Raw genomic sequence first — 17,870 nt, forward strand, 5'->3', positions numbered from 1 at the left:
CCGGAGTGGCGCCGCGGATCGGACTCGCGCTGGGGGGCGGTGGCGCTCGCGGCATCGCCCATATCCATGTGCTTGCGGTTCTCGACGAACTCGGCCTCGTGCCCACACGCATCGTCGGCTCCTCGATCGGCGCGATCATGGGAGCCGGCTATGCAGCCGGTCTCTCGGCACAGACGATCAGCGACTATGTCACCGAGAGCTTCGCCGACATGCCGAAGGTCATCTCGCGGCTTTGGCAAACCCGCCCGCCGAGCTTTCAGCATTTCATGGCGGACGGCGGCCTGCGCATCGGCCAGCTCAACGCTGAGCGGGTCGTTCGCGTGTTCCTACCCGACGATCTTCCAGAGACCTTCGAGGAGCTTCGCACGCCCCTCGGCGTCATGGCGACCGATTTCTATCGGCGTCTGGAATGCGAACTCGATAGCGGCGATTTGTTCTCGGCCCTTGCGGCCTCGGCCGCCATTCCGGCCGTCTTCCGGCCGGTCAAGCGCCAGGGGCGGATCCTGATCGATGGCGGCATCTACAATCCGCTGCCCTATGACCGCTTGCGCGATCACGCCGATATTCTGATTGCCTGCGATGTGAATGGCGGGCCGGAAGGCGATCCGTCGATCGTACCGGCAACGATGGAGGCGATGGTCGGTGCGTCCCAATTGATGATGCAGTCGATCATCGATCTGAAGGTGAAGGTCGCGCCGCCCGACATTCTCGTCAGGCCTTATGTCTCCCCGTACCGCGTCCTCGATTTCATGCGCAGTGATGAAATTCTTTTGGCCACCCTATCGATCAAGGACGGTCTGAAGCGTGCGATCGCCGGTGCGATCGAAGCTCGTGAGAAGGGTGTCGATAACCGGTCGCTCGCCATCGTCGAAGGCGCCACGGCCTCCCATCCCCATGGGCTTGGCACGCAAGCGGCGGAGTAGAACGCCGCCACCTCGTCATCCAGTGATCATGAAGGGATCATTCCCCGATTTTCGGCGTGGCGCTCGGGGCGTTCTGGAGACCTGAACGGATATTGCCGAGATCGATGCCAACGGGCGGCTCTGGAATTCGATAGTCGGCATTGCTGCCAGCGCCGGGCGTCGACTGGAAGTCGCTGCCGCTCTCGCCGCCGAAGCTCGTCACCGAGGATGTACCCGTCTGGCCGCTCCTGGCCAGCGCATCGGCATTGATCGAGTTGATGGTGGAGGACCCTTCCGTGGCGGTGAGGCTGTTCTGATCGGATGGCGATTGTGTCGCGCCCGTCGATCCGAGTCCCAGATCGCCGCCCGTGGAGCCGATCGAACTCGTTCCGGAGGACATGGAATCGTTCGACAGCGAGCCGGACATGCCCGGAGACGTCGATGACAGACCGCTTCCCGTCGCGCTGCCGCCGATCGAACTGCTGGTCGAGGCGCCACCAGTCTGGATGCCGCCTGTCGCGCTTCCAGTCGTCGAGCCGACGCCCGAACTGATCTGAGCCATGGCGGGGCTCGCCCCGAGGGCCAGAGCGACGGTTAGAAGGCTGAAATGGCGCATCGGTCCTGTCCTCATTCGCGTGCCGCAGTCTAAAGGTGACAGACTTATCATCGTCGGTCGTCAAGACAATCGGTTTCAGAAGATAAGCGGCGAGACTGCTCGAGGTTCCGACAAAGGTCCTCGCACTCGGGTCAGCGCCGAATGATCGCGCGCCCGCCTTCCGCCGGATGCCGTCGCCCGCGGCTTTCGGTTCCGGAAATGCTGGAGCCGCCGATCGCGGAGGGCCCTTGCCGCGAATAAAAGTCCGCGGCCGGATTGCTCAGGCCTGAACGCCCCTGGATCGCTTGCTCGGTGGCGGAGTTGCCGGCTTGGGGCTGCGGAACCTTCGGTTTCAGATAGCTGTCGTCGAACTCGCGACCATATTGCCGCTCCAAGACCGTGTCGCCGAAAACCTCCGCATTCGGAATGCGAAGGCCAGAGGAGGGCGGTGGCGGCGCGCCGACGATCCTCTGCCCGGTGCTGGACGTTCCCGGAAGGGTACCCGCCGGACCGGGCCCGAACGGTTGGGCGGCGCTCTCGCCGATCGAGACGGCTGAGACGCCGCCCAGACCGGTCAGTCCGATAACGAGGGAAAGGGCGAGCGATGGGCGCGCCCACCGAGGGGTCACGAGATCGCTGTGAAATCTTTGGGCGGGGTTTTTGGCCATTGCCGATCGATATGGGGCCTTTCACGGATTCAGGGAAGACAAGCCTTCGCGAGGTGCTTATTCTGAAAGCGAAGCGGTCAAATGCCGCTTTGTCGATCAAGCGCCTTATTCCCGAGAGGACGTCCATGCCCGCCACGATCTCCCGCGCCTCATATGCCGCCATGTTCGGTCCGACCACTGGCGACAAAGTGAGGCTGGCAGATACCGAATTGTTCATCGAGGTGGAGAAGGACTTCACCATCTATGGAGAAGAAGTGAAGTTCGGCGGCGGAAAGGTGATCCGCGACGGCATGGGCCAGTCGCAGCATTCCAGAGCGGATGGCGCGGTCGACACCGTGATCACCAACGCCCTTATTCTCGACCATACTGGCATCTACAAGGCCGATATCGGCCTGAAGGATGGCCGGATCGTCGCCATTGGCAAGGCCGGCAATCCCGACACCCAGCCGGGCGTCGATATCATTATCGGCCCCGGCACCGAGGCGATCGCGGCTGAGGGCAAGATCGTCACCGCCGGCGGTTTCGACAGCCACATCCACTTCATCTGCCCGCAGCAGATCGAGGAGGCGCTGTTTTCGGGCGTCACCACCATGCTCGGCGGCGGCACGGGACCGGCCCATGGCACGCTGGCGACGACCTGCACGCCGGGGCCCTGGCATCTGGCGCGCATGATCCAGGCAACCGACGTCTTTCCGATGAATCTCGGCTTTTCCGGTAAGGGCAATGCCTCACTGCCGGCGCCGCTGATCGAGATGATCAAAGGCGGCGCCTGCGCCCTGAAGCTGCATGAGGACTGGGGCACGACGCCGGCGGCGATCGACAATTGCCTGTCCGTCGCCGACGATTTCGACGTCCAGGTGATGATCCATACGGACACGCTGAACGAATCCGGTTTCGTCGAAAACACGGTCGACGCCTTCAAAGGCCGCACGATTCACGCTTTCCACACCGAAGGGGCCGGCGGGGGCCATGCGCCGGACATCATCAAGGTCTGCGGCCTGCCCAACGTTTTGCCGTCTTCGACCAATCCGACGCGGCCCTATACGGTGAACACGCTGGAAGAGCATCTCGATATGCTCATGGTCTGCCACCATCTCGATGCCTCGATCCCCGAGGACATCGCCTTTGCCGAAAGCCGCATCCGCAAGGAGACGATTGCGGCGGAAGACATCCTCCACGACATGGGAGCCTTCTCGATCATCGCGTCGGACTCACAGGCGATGGGCCGCGTCGGCGAGGTCATCATCCGAACCTGGCAGACCGCCGACAAGATGAAGCGCCAGCGGGGCCGTCTGCCCGACGAGAGCGGTGAGAACGACAATGTTCGCGCCAAACGCTATGTGGCGAAATACACCATCAATCCGGCGATCGCCCATGGCATGTCCAAGGAGATCGGCTCGATCGAGGTCGGCAAGCGCGCCGATCTCGTTCTCTGGGATCCGGCCTTCTTCGGTGTGAAGCCGATGATGGTGCTTCTCGGCGGCATGATCGTCGCGGCGCCCATGGGCGATCCCAACGCCTCCATCCCGACGCCCCAGCCGGTCCATTACCGGCCGATGTTCGGCGCCTTCGGCAAGGCGGTCGGCGCGTCCGGCGTCACCTTCGTCAGCCAAGCGGCGATCGAGGACGGGCTCAAGGAGTGGATTGGCTGCGACAAGACGTTCCTGGCGGTCGAGAACACCCGCGGCGGCATCTCCAAGGCCTCCATGATCCACAACAGCGCGACCCCGACTGTCGAGGTCCATCCCGAGACCTACGAGGTCCGCGCTGATGGTGAACTCCTCACCTGCGAGCCGGCGAAGGAACTTGCCATGGCCCAGCGCTATTTCCTCTTTTGATCGGGCCGCTCGCCGATCTTGATGATGGAGCCCGGAATAATGTCCAAGTTGCAGTGGGACCGGCGATCGGACGACGTGGTCTCACCCGACCCGCAGGTGCCAACGATCGATCGACGGGCATCAGCGGCGACCCATCGCGGAGATTTCTTTCTCTGGGCCAACGAACAGGCGCTGGCGCTCAGCGAGGGGCGCTGGGACGCGCTGGACGTCGCGAATCTGGTGGACGAGGTGCACGATTTGGGTCGATCGCAGAAGCGTGAGATCAGTTCGCGGACGACGGTCCTGCTTCAGCATTTGCTCAAGTGGAAATTTCAGCCGAAAGGCCGATCAAGCAGTTGGAGAGGAACGATCCGCGAGCAGCGGCGTGCGCTCAACGAAGAACTCGACGACAGCCCCAGCCTGCGTCCTTACGCGCTCGAACAGATCTCGAAGACCTATGATATCGCTCGGGACAAGGCTGCGGGCGAGACGGAACTCAACCCCGATATTTTTCCCGATGCCTGCCCTTTCACCATGGACGAATTGCTGGATGACTCCTTCTATCCGGAAGAGACGTGAAGAACAGGGCGGGATGCGCCGGCTGTATTTTCGGCGTTGGACGCCTGTGCGGTGCCTGAGCGTCGTCGGCGCGATGCTCGTGGCGATCGGCGGCACGCCCCATGCTCACTCGGAAACTGTGTCGCTCGACCTCGATGGTCCGGTCGACCGCCAGAGCGTCGCCTATGAGTGCCGCGCCTCGGCTGACGCGCAGCCCACCTCCTTGAGCGTTGAATATCTCAACATGCCGACGAACAACCTGGCGATCCTGCCCGTCGAGGGCAGTCCTCGCTTGTTCGTCTCCACTCTCTCGGCCTCGGGGGCGAAATATGTGTCCGGCGAATGGGTGTGGTGGACCAAGGGCCCACGTGGCGATCTCTATAGCGAGCGGCGAAAAGAGTCATCCGAGACGACCGTCTGCCGCGTGACACGCTGAGGCGAGAGTTGGCGCGAAAGGGCAGACGGGTGTCGTTTCGTCTTAGCCACTGAGCCTTGTTGCCGATTCGTGCAGGACGGGCCGATAGCCATTGCGAAGGGCGGCGAGGCTCGGTAGCGGTGTTAGGACTGGCACGAGCCCGGACGGCCTCGGCTCGGTCTTGTCATATCCCGATGGTCGGTAACGAAGACGGTTCTTTCCAAGGATTAGCCAGCTTTCGTTCTCCATTCGGATAAAGGCACCGTCGGGCAGCGTCTCGGCGGCAAGCCCCGCACGGCTCGGCGCTTTGGTGCGTTTGTCGATTCGCATCCGATGCAGAGCGTCATCCATCGCCTTTGCCGACATCGGCTCCTTGCCCGGCCCGGCAAAGGCGGCCTGAAAGGCCTTGAAGGCCTCTCTGCGGCATTCGGCGCAGGGGCGATGGCCGGCTGCCAGAGCCACCGCTTCGTCGAGAAAGAACAATTCGGTATAAGCACCTTTGGACATCATTTCACGCTGCCGACCGGCGAAGACAAGGCGGCAGATGATCCAATGCTTGTGGCGCCAGCGCGCCGAGCCGAGCTGTTTGGTCTCATCATGCAGAATGCCGCGATTGCCCATGAAGAGGCCGGAGCGAGATGGGTGCGCGACAAAGTCGCCTTCCGGCGTTACCCGGTTCTGGAGCGGCATGACGATCTTCCAGTTACCATGAGAAGTCAGCGAGGGCGGGCGACTGCTTTGATACGAAATCCGTTTGATCGCTTCACGGCACGAATTTCCAAGTCGCTCGAGCGCCGCGCGGGCTCTGATACTCGGCACGGCGAGAAGCCCCGCTTCCGCCGCGTCTCAGTTTACAGCAATGCACTGGCGCGGATGGGCAATTGCGCACTGAGTCCCAAGCCATCCTATCCCGCTCACGTCTGGACGTTCGAATGACGTTGAGGAAACGCCTTTCGCTCAAGTGGCGTGATGCGCCGGAGGTTATCGTCGCCCCTTGGCGAACCATGCCAAGCTACAAATATTCTCAACTGAAACGGCCAAGCCATTAACATATTTTGTTTCGCGCGATGGCGGAAGCGGGGAGGTATCGCCGACCACCCGCAACGCAGATAACACCTTGCAGAACCCGCTCATTCTTCGCCTTTCCCATCCCGTCGATCTCTCCAGTGATGACCGCGCCGTGCTTCAAGCCATCACATCGGATACCCGCGAGGTTCCGCGGCGGACGGATATCATCCATGAGGGCGATCGGCCGGACTGCGTCCGCGTTGTGATGGAGGGCATCGCCTGCCGCTACAAACTTCTGCGCGACGGAAGCCGTCAGATCACGGCCTTCCTGGTGCCCGGCGATCTATGCAATCCGCACATCACCCGTCTGCAGGAGATGGATCACGGGATCGCCTCGGTCTCTCCTTGTATGATCGTCGAAATTCCGCCGAGCACGATCACTAAACTCGCGAGCCGGCATCCGCGCGTGATCGACGGGCTGGTCTGGGCAAGTCTTGCGGACGAATCGGTGATGCGGGAATGGATCGTCGGGCTCGGCCGTCGCATGGCCGACCGGAACATGGCGCATCTCATCTGCGAGCTCTACACGCGGCTGGAGGCGGTCGGACTTGTCGAGGATCGGTCCTTCCATATGCCGATCACCCAGAACGAGTTGAGCGACGCGCTGGGCATCACCACGGTCCACACCAATCGAACTATGGCCGATCTGCGCGATCGCGGACTGATCGCTTTCGAGGGACGTTGGCTGAGGGTTCTGGATCTGGCCGGCCTTCGCGATCTCGGTCAGTTCAATCCGCAATATCTCCACCTTAGGCGTCAGCGGTCGGGGAGCGATCTCGAAAATGGCGAAGTTTGAGAGCGCGAGCTTGCCAGAGCGCTGGGCGAAAAAGGGGCGCGGGCTTCGCGGCCATCCGGCACGGGATCAAGGCAATCAAGCGCATCTGGCGATGCCGATTGAACACCTGATGCTCTGACGCCATCATTGCCTAAGCGTCTTGGAAAATGAGCGCCTCGGCCATGACGAGAGGCTGGCATCACCCGCTGCGATCGAGTAGCGTTTCGGCGATTGCGGGCGTGGCGGAACCGGTAGACGCACGGCACTTAAAATGCCGAGCCGCAAGGCGTGCGGGTTCGAGTCCCGCCGCCCGCACCAATCTCTGACGACGATACTCTTCTAGCTGAACCGCCACGTCCTCAATCCAGGGCGGCGCGGATGGCTTCCGCATCGGCCTTGATCGTTTCTTGATCGACCTCGCCCATGGCATGCTTTTTCAGCGCGACGCCCTCATAGATCGGGATGATGTGGATGTGGAGGTGGAACACGGTCTGGCCGGCCGGCGCTTCGTTATACTGGATGACGCGGACGCCATCGGCCGCAAAGGCCGTCTTGGCGGCATTGGCGAGCTTGCGCACAACGGGCATGGCGGCCGCAAGAGCCTGGTCGGACGCATCGAGAAGGTTGCGGGATGGCGCCTTCGGGATCACCAGGCAGTGGCCTTTCGATTCCGGCATAATGTCCATGATGGCGAGCGTGTTCTCGTCCTCATAGAGCTTGATGGCTGGGATATCACCGCGAATGATCTTGGCGAAGATGTTGCTGTCGTCATAGGTCGTCATGTGGGTCCCCCAAAGAAGGCCGATTCCGATCGGCGCGCGTCATCTGGACATTAGCGGGACGGCCTCGGATTTCCATGAGTGTCACCCTTGGAAGGGGCGCCGATTTAGCTCTTTCGCAAAGGTCAATCGCCCTTCCTGAAGGGCGTGTGTCCGCCGAGAATGGCGCCGATCTCGTCAACTTCCATGCGCTCGGCTTCCAGATAATCGGAGACCGCCGCTCGCAAGCCGGGATGGCGGATGTGATGGGCCGAATGGGTGGTCACCGGTTCGTAGCCTCGAGCGATCTTATGCTGCCCTTGTGCGCCCGCCTCGACGACCGCGAGCTTGTGCTCGATCGCGAAATCGATGGCCTGGTGGTAGCAGACCTCGAAATGCAGGAAAGGATGGTCCTCGATGCAGCCCCAGTTGCGGCCATAGAGCGTTTCGGCGCCGATGAAATTGAGCGCGCCGGCAATATAGCGCCCCTGGCGCCGGGCCATCACCAGCAAAATCCGGTCGGCCATGCGCTCGGAAATCAGACTGAAGAAGCGCCGATTGAGGTAGGGCCGACCCCATTTGCGGCTGCCTGTATCCATATAGAATTCGTAGAAGGCGTCCCAGGCGCGCTCGGTGAGATCGCTTCCCGTCAGCCACTCGATTTCGATGCCGTTCTCGATTGCGCTCGCGCGTTCCTTGCGCAGATTTTTGCGTTTGCGCGAGGCGAGCTGCTCCAGGAAATCTTCGTAGCTGTCATAGCCTCGATTGAAGAAGTGGAATTGCTGATCCGTTCGGTGCAGCCATTCGGACGACTCCATGACGGTGAGATCGGCTTCGGTCAGGAATGTCGCATGGGCGGAGGATACGCCGGTCTGATCGCAATAGGCTTCGAGCCCTTGCACGAGCGCATGGCGCCGAAGTCCGGCCTCCTCCCCATGTCCGACGAGGAGCCGAGGCCCCGTCGCCGGCGTGAAGGGTACGGAGAGCTGGAGCTTCGGATAATAGCGCCCGCCCGCCCGCTGAAAGGCGTCGGCCCAGCCATAGTCGAAGACATATTCGCCTTGGCTATGGCTCTTCAGATAGGCCGGCGCGATGGCGAGGATCGCGCCCTCGCTATCTTCCAGAACGAGATGTTGCGGTATCCATCCGGCCCGCTCGCCGACGCAAGTGCTGTCTTCGAGCGCCGAGAGAAAGGCGTGGGACAGGAAGGGATTGGCGGGCTTCGGCTGTTCTTCGCCGCCGGGGGCAGTCTCGGCCAATGCGTCCCAGCGCTCGGCGGGGATCGATTGGATGGCGTCGACGACGCGTAGCGATAACGTAGCCCTGTCGGGCTGCCGGTCCATGGTCATGGGCAAGGACTTATGGAGCCGTGCCCATGGCGGCAAGCGCTTCTCTTTGCCGCGTCGTCAAATCGAGGGGCGAAAGCCTTCGAATGTGATCTGATCCGCCGTTTGACGCGCGCGGCTCGCTTCGGCCTCGCTGCGAATGGTCCAACAAAGAATGTGGAGGCCCCGCGCGGCGACCTCGTCAAGAAAGGCGTTGGGCATCGCCGCGTGATCATAGGAGACGAAGTCGAAGCCCTTGGCCAGAGCATCGTCATGGGCCGAGAGCTCGTCCGGTTGGCTGCCCTCTGCCGTCAGCCCGACAGGAACGCTCGAAGGAGCACGGCCTCGGCATGCATCGACCAGACCATAATCAAAGGACATCAGGGCTAGCGGACCGTCATAATTTTGAAGCGCTGCGACGACGGCTTCGACGAAGCCGGTCGCGTCGCGCTCCGGACAAGCTTTGAGTTCAACAAGCAGCGGCACTCGGCCCGCAACGAGAGCGAGCAACTCCGCGAAGAGTGGTACAGGCTCGTCGGTCCCACAGAGCGTCAAAGCCGTGGCCTCTTGCGATGTCAGGTCGCGAACCGAGCCAGAACGGCCTGTCAGCCGCTCGAGCACGTCGTCGTGAAAGACGATCGGTACCCCGTCCGCGCAGAATTGCAGATCGCATTCGATCCCGTAGCCCGCTTCGATCGCGGCATGGGCGGCGGCAAGCGAGTTCTCGGGCACCGAGCGGTTGCCGTCATGCAGGCCGCGATGGGCAAAGGGCAGGGCGGTCAGCCACCTGGCCTTAACGGACGGGGTGCGCCGGGTCATTGGATTTCGAACAGCGCCTCGATCTCGACCGGGGCATCCAGTGGCAGCGCCGGGACGCCGACCGCCGAGCGGGCATGGCGCCCGATGTCGCCGAGGATCTCGACCATGAAGTCGGACGCGCCATTGGCGACCTTGTGCTGTTCGGTGAAGCTCGCCTCGCTGGCGACGAAGACGGTCAGCTTCAGGAGACGGCCGAGCCGGTCCCAGTCGCCGCCGAGCGCTGCCTTGGCCTGGGCGAGAATGTTGATGGCGCAGAGTTTGGCGGCCTTTTGGCCGTCTTCGAGGGAGACGGTGCCGCCGAGCTTGCCGGTCATGGCGAGCTTGCCGTTTTCCATCGGCAGCTGGCCCGATGTCTGCAGGCTCGTCCCGAAATGGACATAGGAGACATAATTGGCAGCGGGTGCTGCGGCGTCCGGCAATGTGATACCGGCTTCCGAAAGCCGCGATTCGATCGTATGGGCCATAATGTCCTCGTGTTCTGGCCGTCGAGGGCCTGTTGCGTTGCGCAGGGTGCCTATCGCGCCACTGAGGGCATCGGCGTCGAGCAGCCCCGATTTTTCGGAAAGGCCTAGCCGATAGGCGGGTGGAGAGAAAGAGTTTCCAAATGATCCTACGCCTGATTTCCATCCTTCTTGCCGGCGGTGCCGCTTGGGTCCCGAACGCCGCCGCTGCGGTCGATCTCGTCCCGCATCGGGCTGTCTATGATGTGAGCCTTGCGGGAGAGCCCGCCGATATCGATTCGGTAGAAGGCCGTATCGTCGTGGAGATGACCCGGCCGGACTGCGAGACCTTCGAACTCGATTATCGCTTTGTGGCGCGCTTCATCAGTCCGCAGGACGTGGTGGTCACCGATCAGCAGACCAAGGCGAGCGAGACACGCAGGGGCGATCGCTTCACCTTCGATATGAAGACCTATGTGGATGGCACCGAGAGCCAGCGCTCGGTCGGCACTGCGACCTCCAGCGGCCAGACGACGATGGTCGCCTATGAGGCGCCCACAGTCGAGACCGTCGATATTCCACTCGCCGCTTTCCCCGTTGCCCATACGCGCACGCTCATTGCCGCAGCCGAGGATGGCGCCTTCGTCCATGAAGCCGCCATCTTCGACGGCGATCCCGATGCGCGCAAGCTGACACGCTCGACGGCCATCATCTCGGCGGCACCGGCCAAGGACGGTGAGGCCGGGGCGGGCGATCCAGACGAAGCCGCGAAATTCGCGCAACGCCTGGATGGCCTCGATCGCTGGCGCGTCTCCGAAGCCTATTACAGCGGCGCCGAGCAGGCCGACGCCGAGCCCGATTTCCGCACCGCCTATACGCTCTATGCCAATGGCGTCTCCGACGACCTCACCCTCAGCTTCCAGGGTTATTCGCTTCAGGGGCGCTTGAACGAACTGACCTATCTCGACGCACCCGCCTGCGAAGCCGGTGAGATTGAAAAGGGGTGATGACACCCCCATAAAGGGACGAGCGGCGCAGCGCCCGGCTTGCCTTTTGGCGGCGGATGGGGTACCGGCGCCCTCATTCCACACACGGGAACCGGACGGCACGCGTCTTTTCGCGAAGGCGCTTCCGTCCACCGGTGGCGAATTCTTCGCTCGATCCCGTGGAGGCTTAACCGGAAAAGGCAAGACAATGGCACTTCCCGACTACTCCATGCGCCAGCTTCTCGAAGCCGGCGTTCACTTCGGTCACCAGACCCATCGCTGGAACCCGAAGATGGCTCCGTACATCTTCGGCGCCCGCAACAACATCCATATCCTGGATCTGGCGCAGACCGTTCCGCTGCTTCATCGCGCCCTTCAGGCCGTGTCCGACACGGTCGCGCGCGGCGGTCGTGTGCTCTTCGTCGGCACCAAGCGCCAGGCGTCCGATCTCGTCGCCGACGCAGCCCAGCGTTCGGCCCAGTACTACGTCAATGCCCGCTGGCTCGGCGGCATGCTGACAAACTGGAAGACGATTTCCCATTCGATCCAGCGCCTGCGTCGTCTCGACGAACTCCTGGCCGGCGAAGCCCAGGGCTTCACCAAGAAGGAGCGTCTGACGCTGACCCGCGAGCGTGACAAGCTCGAGCGCGCCCTCGGCGGTATCCGCGACATGGGCGGCGTGCCGGACATGATCTTCATCATCGACACCAACAAGGAGTCGATTGCGATCGACGAGGCGCGCCGGCTCAATATCCCGGTTGTCGCGATCGTCGATTCCAACTGCGATCCCGCACGTGTCGACTATCCGATCCCGGGCAATGACGACGCCTCACGCGCCATCGCGCTCTATTGCGACTTGATCGCTCGCGCCGCCGTCGACGGTATCGCGCGCCAGCAGGGCGACACGGGCATGGACATCGGCGCCATGGAAGACGCGCCGGTCGAGATGCTGGACGAGGCGCCGGCTGAGCAGGCGAACGACGCCGCAGCCTAACGGCCAAGGTCGGAACGGCGCCTCTGGCGCCGTTCTCGTTTCATGGCCCGGATGCAGGCCCTTGTGGGCCCTGGCATCGGACATCAGTGTTCCGCACGCCATGTCGTGCGGTAATCAGGACGTCACATTTCTGGCGCACCCGTTCCAGCAAGGGCAGGTGCGCCGACTCGCGCCTTCGGACCGGATGCGGTCGCTCATGGCAGCGGGCTAGGTGTGGCGACACAATTTTTTCCGGCCGCAGGAGGGAAAGCGCCTTCCGGGGCCGCCAGTCTCATATGGACAGAGGACGATATGGCTATCTCCGCTTCGATGGTGAAGGAACTGCGCGAGAAGACCGGCGCAGGCATGATGGACTGCAAGACCGCGCTCGCCGAGGCCAATGGCGACATGGAGGCCGCGGTCGATTGGCTTCGCGCGAAGGGTATCGCCAAGGCTGACAAGAAGTCCGGCCGCACGGCAGCCGAAGGTCTCGTGGGCGTTGCCGCCGACGGCGCCTCTGCGGTCGTGGTCGAGGTCAATTCCGAGACGGACTTCGTTGCGCGCAACGAAGCCTTCCAGTCGCTCGTCAAGACGGTCGCAGAAGTTGCTCTTACGACCGACGGAACGGTCGAGGCCGTCTCCGCCGCCGCCTATCCGGGCGCTGGCAAGCCGGTGGGTGACGCCGTAAAGGACGCCGTCGCAACGATCGGCGAGAACATCCAGCTGCGCCGTACGGCCAAGCTCTCGGTCGGTGAGGGCGTCGTCGCCACCTATATCCACAACCAGGTCGTCGACGGTCTCGGCAAGCTCGGCGTGCTCGTCGCCATCGAGTCGGCTGGCGACAAGGACAAGATCGCCGCGTTCGGTCGCCAGGTCGCGATGCATGTGGCTGCGACGAACCCTGTCGCCCTGTCGCCGGATCAGGTTCCGGCCGAGACGGTCGAGCGTGAGCGCGCGATCTTCTCCGAGCAGGCGCGTGCGTCGGGTAAGCCGGAAAACATCATCGACAAGATGGTCGAAGGCCGCCTCCGCAAGTTCTACGAGGAAGTCGCTCTTCTCAAGCAGGCCTTCGTGATCAATCCCGACCTCACGGTCGAGAAGGCGCTCGAAGAGGCGGCTAAGGACTTCGGCGCTCCGGCCAAGATCGTCTCCTTCGTTCGCTTCGCTCTCGGCGAAGGCATCGAGCGCGAGGCCAGCGATTTCGCGGCGGAAGTGGCGCAGGCCGCCGGCCGCTGAGACCTCTTTCGGTTTTTCGAAATTCGGGCGTCCGCTTCACAAGCGGGCGCCCTTCCTGTATCGCAAGGAACCGCGTCGTTTGGCCGGGCCTTGCGATGCTTGATGCGGCCAACTGTCGATGTCGATGGCGTTTTTGCCGGACCTGTCCGGCCCTTGAGACATGCGGCGGGCGAAGCGGGTAGGCAATGACTTCGGAGATCAGATATCGCCGCGTCCTTCTGAAGGTGTCCGGCGAAGCGCTGATGGGCAGCCAAGGTTTCGGAATCGACGTAGCGGTCGCGGACCGTATTGCAGGCGACATTGCGGAAGTGCGTCGGCTAGGCGTCGAGATCTCGGTGGTCATCGGCGGTGGCAATATTTTTCGCGGGGTCTCCGTCGCCTCGAAGGGCGGCGACCGTGTGACCGGCGACCACATGGGCATGCTCGGCACCGTCATAAACGCGCTCGCGCTCCGCACCTCGCTGAACAAGATGGGCGTTGAATCCGTGGTTCTATCCGCGATCGCCATGCCTGAAATCTGCGAGAGCTTCACCCAGCGAAAGGCTTTGGCCCATCAGGCCGCTGGCCGCGTGGTCATTTTCGCCGGTGGCACTGGCAACCCCTTCTTCACGACCGATTCGGCTGGCGCCTTGCGCGCCGCGGAAATGGGCGCGGCCGCGCTCTTCAAGGGCACGCAGGTCGACGGCATCTATTCCGCCGATCCGAAGAAAGATCCAACGGCCGAACGCTTCGAGCGGCTGACCCATGCCGAGGTCCTGCACAAGGGCCTTGCCGTCATGGATGTCGCCGCCGTCGCGTTGGCGCGCGAGAATCATATCCCCATTGTGGTCTTTTCGATCCACGAAAAGGGCGAATTTGCAAAAATCCTGTCCGGATCTGGACGTTCGACCATCGTCGCCGACTGAAATTGCAGTCGCGTAGGACGATGCCGGCAGGCGAAATATGTGAGGAGACGACATGGCCGAATTCGATTTCGAAGACATCAAGCGGCGAATGGACGGGGCGATCGCTTCGCTGAAGAGCGATCTGGCGGGCCTGCGAACCGGCCGTGCTTCGCCCAATCTGCTCGATCCGATCACGGTCGACGCCTATGGCTCGGCGATGCCGATCAATCAGGTGGCCAATATTTCCGTTCCCGAGCCGCGTCTCGTCACCGTTTCCGTCTGGGACAAGCAGATGGTCGGCAAGGTCGAGCGTGCCATCCGCGAAAGCAATCTGGGTCTCAATCCCGTGACGGACGGGACCACCTTGCGCATCCCGCTTCCTGAACTGAACGAGCAGCGCCGCAAGGAACTGGTCAAGGTCGCGCATCAATATGGCGAGCAGGCCAAGGTTGCGGTGCGTCATGTTCGCCGGGACGGCATGGACCTTCTGAAGAAGCTCGAAAAGGATGGCGATATCAGCCAGGATGACAGCCGGCAGATGTCCGATCGGGTTCAGAAGATGACCGACGAATCCGTGTCCGAGATCGACAAGACGCTCTCCGCTAAGGAAAGCGAAATCATGCAGGTTTAAGGTTCAAGCTCGCCGCCGCGCCCGGCCGAACGGCCCGCTAGCCCGACGTCATCCAGAAGAAAAGGTTGAGCTCGTGCGTCATCCTCGACACGTCGCCATCATCATGGACGGCAACGGACGTTGGGCGCGTGCGCGCGGCCTTCCGCGCAGCATGGGCCATCGCCGGGGCGTCGAAGCCGTGCGCGAGGCGGTGCGGGCCGCCGGCGAGTTCGGGATCGACTATCTGACGCTTTTCGCGTTTTCCTCGGAGAACTGGCGGCGTCCGAAGGACGAGGTCGACGAACTGCTCGGCCTGTTGCGCCATTTCATTCGTCGCGATCTCGCCGACCTCCACAAGGAGGGCGTGCGCGTGCGCGTGATCGGCGCGCGCGAGAATCTCGCCCCCGATATTCTCGGGCTTTTGGAAGAGGCCGAGAATCTGACGCGCGACAATCAGCGTCAGACCCTCATCATCGCCTTCAATTACGGGGCGCGGGACGAGGTGGCCCGGGCGATGCGCACCATCGCGCAGAAATTCGCGCGCGGTGAAATCGAACTGTCGGCCATGACCGACAGCTGCATCGACGCTCATCTTGATACGGCGGGGATCCCCGATCCCGATCTGATCATCCGCACCAGCGGCGAAATCCGGCTGTCGAACTTCCTTCTGTGGCAAGCCGCCTATTCCGAATTCGTCTTCGTGCCGCTCAATTGGCCCGAATTCGACAAACGGGCCTTCCAGGCGGCGCTCGACGAATTTGCTTCGCGTGATCGCAGGTTCGGGGGCCTGTCTCGCGAAATCGCGTCCTGAGCCGCGATATGAGCTCCCTGATCTCGCGTATCGCTGAAATAGGCAGCTGGGGTGATCTGAAGTCGCGCGTGATCTCGGCCGTGCTTCTCGGCCTTGCCGTCATTGCCGTGACCCTCGTGGGCGGTTTCGCGTTTCGCATTCTCTGCGTCGCCATCGGCGTCATCGTCTTCGACGAATGGTCGCGGATGACCAGGTCCAAGCACCGCGCGGGGCCTCTGCATCCCTTTGCCCGGCGTTGCCTCTATCTCACTCTGCTTCTGTTTCTCTTCGGCCTGCCCGAGCTATCGCTTCTCATTCTCGTCGGCGGGGTCGTCTTCATCACATTCGTCGATCGGCAGGAACAGCGCGCGATCTGGACCCTCGGCGGGTTGGTTTATGCCGCTGCCGCCGCCTTGCCGCTTGGCCTGCTGCGCGCCGACAGCACCGAAGGGCTTATCGCGCTCGGCTATGTGGTCGCGATCGTCTGGTCGACCGACATCTTCGCTTACTTCACCGGGCGCAGCATCGGCGGGCCGAAACTGATGCCGATCGTCTCGCCGAAGAAGACGATTTCGGGCGCAATCGGCGGTCTGATCGCCGGTGTTGTGGCGGCGTGCCTCTTTTTGGAACTGACGGTCGGCTCAGTGAGCTGGAGTCTGGCAATCCTCGCCGCTTTTCTCTCGGCTCTCGGTCAGGCCGGCGATCTTTATGAGTCCTGGATCAAGCGACGGTTCGGCGTGAAGGATTCGGGGCGGGTCATTCCCGGGCATGGCGGCATTATGGACCGGATCGATGCGCTCATCGTCGCTGTCGCCGCCGCCTTTCTCATCGGCGCGGCGTTTGCATCTCCCTTTGATCCGGCTCGTGGTCTGATCTGATCGCCTTTGTGGGTTTGCTCTGACATACCGTTCGGGCGTTTGGGTCACACCCGCCGGAAAATCTCAGCTGCCCGCCAATCTGCGGATACACTTGCCGCGCTTCGCCATGCTTACGGCATGGTCGTGGCTCCGAATGCCGAAGGCTCATTCGAGAAGCAAATACGAAAAGGTGGACGATGGAAGCGGGATTGGGACTGGGCAGCATCTGGAATGGCGGTTTGATGTACATCATCCCCTTTCTCTTCGTCCTCACGATCATCGTCTTCTTCCATGAGCTCGGCCATTATCTGGTGGGGCGTTGGTGCGGGATTCGCTCGCTCGCCTTCTCGGTCGGCTTCGGTCCTGAGATCGTCGGTTTCACGGACCGGCAAGGGACGCGCTGGAAGCTCTCCGCGATCCCACTCGGCGGCTATGTGAAATTCCTTGGCGACGAGAATGCGGCCTCGGTTCCGGATCGTTCCGCGGTCGCTCGGATGAGCGAGAAGGAGGCGCGCGAGGCCTTCCCGACCGCAAGCGTCGGAAGGCGGGCTGCGACGGTCGCTGCCGGGCCGATCGCGAATTTCATCCTTGCCATCGCGATCTTTGCCGGTGTCGCCTATGTCCAGGGCCGCCCGGTTGCCGATCCGATCGTCTCGGAGGTGGTAGAAGGCTCCCCGGCGGAGGAAGCCGGGTTTGAGGCGGGAGACCGGGTCCTTGCGACCGATGGCCAGCCGGTCACTTATTTCTCCGATCTCCAGAAATACGTCACGGCCCGACCGGATCAGCCGATCGTCGTCACGGTCGAGCGCGACGGCAAGCCGATCGAGCTAACAGTGACCCCGCGCACGGAAGAGCGCGACGATGGGTTCGGCAAGACCTTCAACGTACCGGTCGTCGGCATCGTCGCGAGAGGGACCGAATCGTCCTTCCGCGTCGAAGAGCTCGGACCGGTCGAATCACTGCGCTACGGCGTCGAGCAGACCTGGTTCGTCACCGAGCGCACCGTCAACTTCATCGGCGAGGTCTTCACCGGCCGACAGAATGCCGATCAGATCGGCGGGCCGATCCGCATCGCTCAAGTGTCCGGAGAGGTCTCCACCCTCGGCCTTGGCGCGCTTCTCAACCTGGCGGCCCTCCTCTCGGTGTCGATCGGTCTTCTCAATCTGATGCCGGTTCCGATGCTGGACGGGGGCCACCTTTTATTCTACGCGTTCGAGGCGGTGAGGGGACGGCCGCTCAGTGAGCAGGTTCAGGAGGTCGGGTTCAAGATCGGCCTGGCGCTCGTCATGATGCTGATGGTCTTCGCGTTTTGGAACGACATTTCCGGCCTTGTCTAACCGGAGTGTTCCATCGCGAGATGCCACGGGGCATGTTGGGGGATGCTTAACCATGAT

21 protein-coding genes and 1 tRNA gene are annotated in these 17,870 nt (G+C 62.6%); 15 read left to right on the forward strand and 7 right to left on the reverse strand.

Annotated elements, in window-relative coordinates; translation table 11 throughout:
- Window positions 1-5: 5 nt before the first annotated feature.
- Window positions 6-923 carry a patatin-like phospholipase family protein gene (locus B9A15_RS02005; RefSeq protein WP_084408274.1) on the forward strand — a complete coding sequence of 306 codons (918 nt, stop codon included), beginning with the start codon at window positions 6-8 and terminating at the stop codon, window positions 921-923.
- A 37-nt stretch (window positions 924-960) separates the two neighbouring features.
- Here B9A15_RS02005 and B9A15_RS22365 read toward each other — a convergent pair whose 3' ends face one another.
- Window positions 961-1,518: a hypothetical protein gene (locus tag B9A15_RS22365; RefSeq protein WP_139798151.1), complete on the reverse strand. Its 558-nt coding sequence runs from the start codon at window positions 1,516-1,518 to the stop codon at window positions 961-963.
- A gap of 131 nt (window positions 1,519-1,649) precedes the next feature.
- Window positions 1,650-2,126: a hypothetical protein gene (locus tag B9A15_RS02015; RefSeq protein WP_139798152.1), complete on the reverse strand. Its 477-nt coding sequence runs from the start codon at window positions 2,124-2,126 to the stop codon at window positions 1,650-1,652.
- A 164-nt stretch (window positions 2,127-2,290) separates the two neighbouring features.
- Here B9A15_RS02015 and ureC point away from each other — a divergent pair, with 164 nt between their 5' ends.
- Genes ureC through B9A15_RS22800 form a run of 3 tightly spaced genes read left to right on the forward strand, consistent with a single transcriptional unit; the run spans window position 2,291 to window position 4,976 of the window.
- Complete coding sequence (ureC, locus tag B9A15_RS02020; RefSeq protein ID WP_084408454.1) at window positions 2,291-4,003, forward strand: urease subunit alpha; 1,713 nt, start codon at window positions 2,291-2,293, stop codon at window positions 4,001-4,003.
- 21 nt (window positions 4,004-4,024) lie between these two features.
- Window positions 4,025-4,561, forward strand: coding sequence for a DUF29 domain-containing protein (locus tag B9A15_RS02025; RefSeq protein ID WP_244556756.1), 537 nt, complete (start codon window positions 4,025-4,027; stop codon window positions 4,559-4,561).
- A 13-nt stretch (window positions 4,562-4,574) separates the two neighbouring features.
- A complete protein-coding gene (locus B9A15_RS22800) occupies window positions 4,575-4,976 on the forward strand; it encodes an MliC family protein (RefSeq protein WP_210190464.1) in 402 nt (133 codons plus the stop codon).
- 42 nt (window positions 4,977-5,018) lie between these two features.
- Here B9A15_RS22800 and B9A15_RS02035 read toward each other — a convergent pair whose 3' ends face one another.
- Window positions 5,019-5,645, reverse strand: coding sequence for a hypothetical protein (locus tag B9A15_RS02035; RefSeq protein ID WP_084408278.1), 627 nt, complete (start codon window positions 5,643-5,645; stop codon window positions 5,019-5,021).
- 427 nt (window positions 5,646-6,072) lie between these two features.
- Between B9A15_RS02035 and B9A15_RS02040 the strand changes: the two genes are divergently transcribed.
- The 3 genes from B9A15_RS02040 (at window position 6,073) to B9A15_RS02045 (ending at window position 7,116) form a co-directional block, all read left to right on the forward strand.
- Window positions 6,073-6,819: a Crp/Fnr family transcriptional regulator gene (locus B9A15_RS02040; RefSeq protein WP_170923133.1), complete on the forward strand. Its 747-nt coding sequence runs from the start codon at window positions 6,073-6,075 to the stop codon at window positions 6,817-6,819.
- Window positions 6,806-6,937: a hypothetical protein gene (locus B9A15_RS23585; RefSeq protein WP_280173771.1), complete on the forward strand. Its 132-nt coding sequence runs from the start codon at window positions 6,806-6,808 to the stop codon at window positions 6,935-6,937. Before B9A15_RS02040 ends, B9A15_RS23585 begins: the two co-directional genes overlap by 14 nt.
- Before the next feature lie 94 nt (window positions 6,938-7,031).
- Window positions 7,032-7,116, forward strand: a tRNA-Leu gene (locus tag B9A15_RS02045).
- Between the two features lie 41 nt (window positions 7,117-7,157).
- On the opposite strand, the gene B9A15_RS02050 is transcribed toward B9A15_RS02045, so the two are convergent.
- The 4 genes from B9A15_RS02050 to B9A15_RS02065 all read right to left on the reverse strand — a co-directional run bounded on the left by B9A15_RS02050 (window position 7,158) and on the right by B9A15_RS02065 (window position 10,164).
- The gene (locus B9A15_RS02050; RefSeq protein WP_084408280.1) at window positions 7,158-7,580 is read right to left on the reverse strand and encodes an HIT family protein; all 423 of its coding nucleotides are present in this window, start codon (window positions 7,578-7,580) and stop codon (window positions 7,158-7,160) included.
- Window positions 7,581-7,702: 122 nt separating this feature from the next.
- Window positions 7,703-8,905 (reverse strand): GNAT family N-acetyltransferase, encoded by a 1,203-nt coding sequence (locus tag B9A15_RS02055; protein WP_139798154.1) that lies wholly within the window; start codon window positions 8,903-8,905, stop codon window positions 7,703-7,705.
- Between the two features lie 57 nt (window positions 8,906-8,962).
- Window positions 8,963-9,700, reverse strand: coding sequence for a glycerophosphodiester phosphodiesterase family protein (locus B9A15_RS02060; RefSeq protein ID WP_084408281.1), 738 nt, complete (start codon window positions 9,698-9,700; stop codon window positions 8,963-8,965).
- Window positions 9,697-10,164 (reverse strand): RidA family protein, encoded by a 468-nt coding sequence (locus tag B9A15_RS02065; RefSeq protein ID WP_084408282.1) that lies wholly within the window; start codon window positions 10,162-10,164, stop codon window positions 9,697-9,699. Before B9A15_RS02065 ends, B9A15_RS02060 begins: the two co-directional genes overlap by 4 nt.
- A 140-nt stretch (window positions 10,165-10,304) precedes the next feature.
- Here B9A15_RS02065 and B9A15_RS02070 point away from each other — a divergent pair, with 140 nt between their 5' ends.
- The 8 genes from B9A15_RS02070 (at window position 10,305) to rseP (ending at window position 17,813) form a co-directional block, all read left to right on the forward strand.
- Window positions 10,305-11,147, forward strand: coding sequence for an EipB family protein (locus tag B9A15_RS02070; RefSeq protein ID WP_084408283.1), 843 nt, complete (start codon window positions 10,305-10,307; stop codon window positions 11,145-11,147).
- Window positions 11,148-11,334: 187 nt separating this feature from the next.
- A complete protein-coding gene (gene rpsB / locus B9A15_RS02075; protein ID WP_084408284.1) occupies window positions 11,335-12,120 on the forward strand; it encodes a 30S ribosomal protein S2 in 786 nt (261 codons plus the stop codon).
- Between the two features lie 291 nt (window positions 12,121-12,411).
- The gene (tsf, locus tag B9A15_RS02080) at window positions 12,412-13,335 is read left to right on the forward strand and encodes a translation elongation factor Ts (RefSeq protein WP_084408285.1); all 924 of its coding nucleotides are present in this window, start codon (window positions 12,412-12,414) and stop codon (window positions 13,333-13,335) included.
- A 185-nt stretch (window positions 13,336-13,520) separates the two neighbouring features.
- The gene (gene pyrH / locus B9A15_RS02085; RefSeq protein WP_084408286.1) at window positions 13,521-14,240 is read left to right on the forward strand and encodes a UMP kinase; all 720 of its coding nucleotides are present in this window, start codon (window positions 13,521-13,523) and stop codon (window positions 14,238-14,240) included.
- Window positions 14,241-14,292: 52 nt separating this feature from the next.
- Entirely contained in the window at window positions 14,293-14,850 is a 558-nt protein-coding gene (gene frr / locus B9A15_RS02090; protein WP_084408287.1) for a ribosome recycling factor, read from the forward strand.
- 103 nt (window positions 14,851-14,953) lie between these two features.
- The gene (locus tag B9A15_RS02095) at window positions 14,954-15,640 is read left to right on the forward strand and encodes an isoprenyl transferase (protein WP_244556765.1); all 687 of its coding nucleotides are present in this window, start codon (window positions 14,954-14,956) and stop codon (window positions 15,638-15,640) included.
- An 8-nt stretch (window positions 15,641-15,648) separates the two neighbouring features.
- Window positions 15,649-16,497: a phosphatidate cytidylyltransferase gene (locus B9A15_RS02100; RefSeq protein ID WP_084408289.1), complete on the forward strand. Its 849-nt coding sequence runs from the start codon at window positions 15,649-15,651 to the stop codon at window positions 16,495-16,497.
- A 176-nt stretch (window positions 16,498-16,673) separates the two neighbouring features.
- Window positions 16,674-17,813, forward strand: coding sequence for an RIP metalloprotease RseP (gene rseP, locus B9A15_RS02105; protein ID WP_084408290.1), 1,140 nt, complete (start codon window positions 16,674-16,676; stop codon window positions 17,811-17,813).
- Window positions 17,814-17,870: the final 57 nt, after the last annotated feature.

The organism is Fulvimarina manganoxydans, from assembly GCF_900176465.1.
Lineage (GTDB): Bacteria > Pseudomonadota > Alphaproteobacteria > Rhizobiales > Rhizobiaceae > Fulvimarina > Fulvimarina manganoxydans.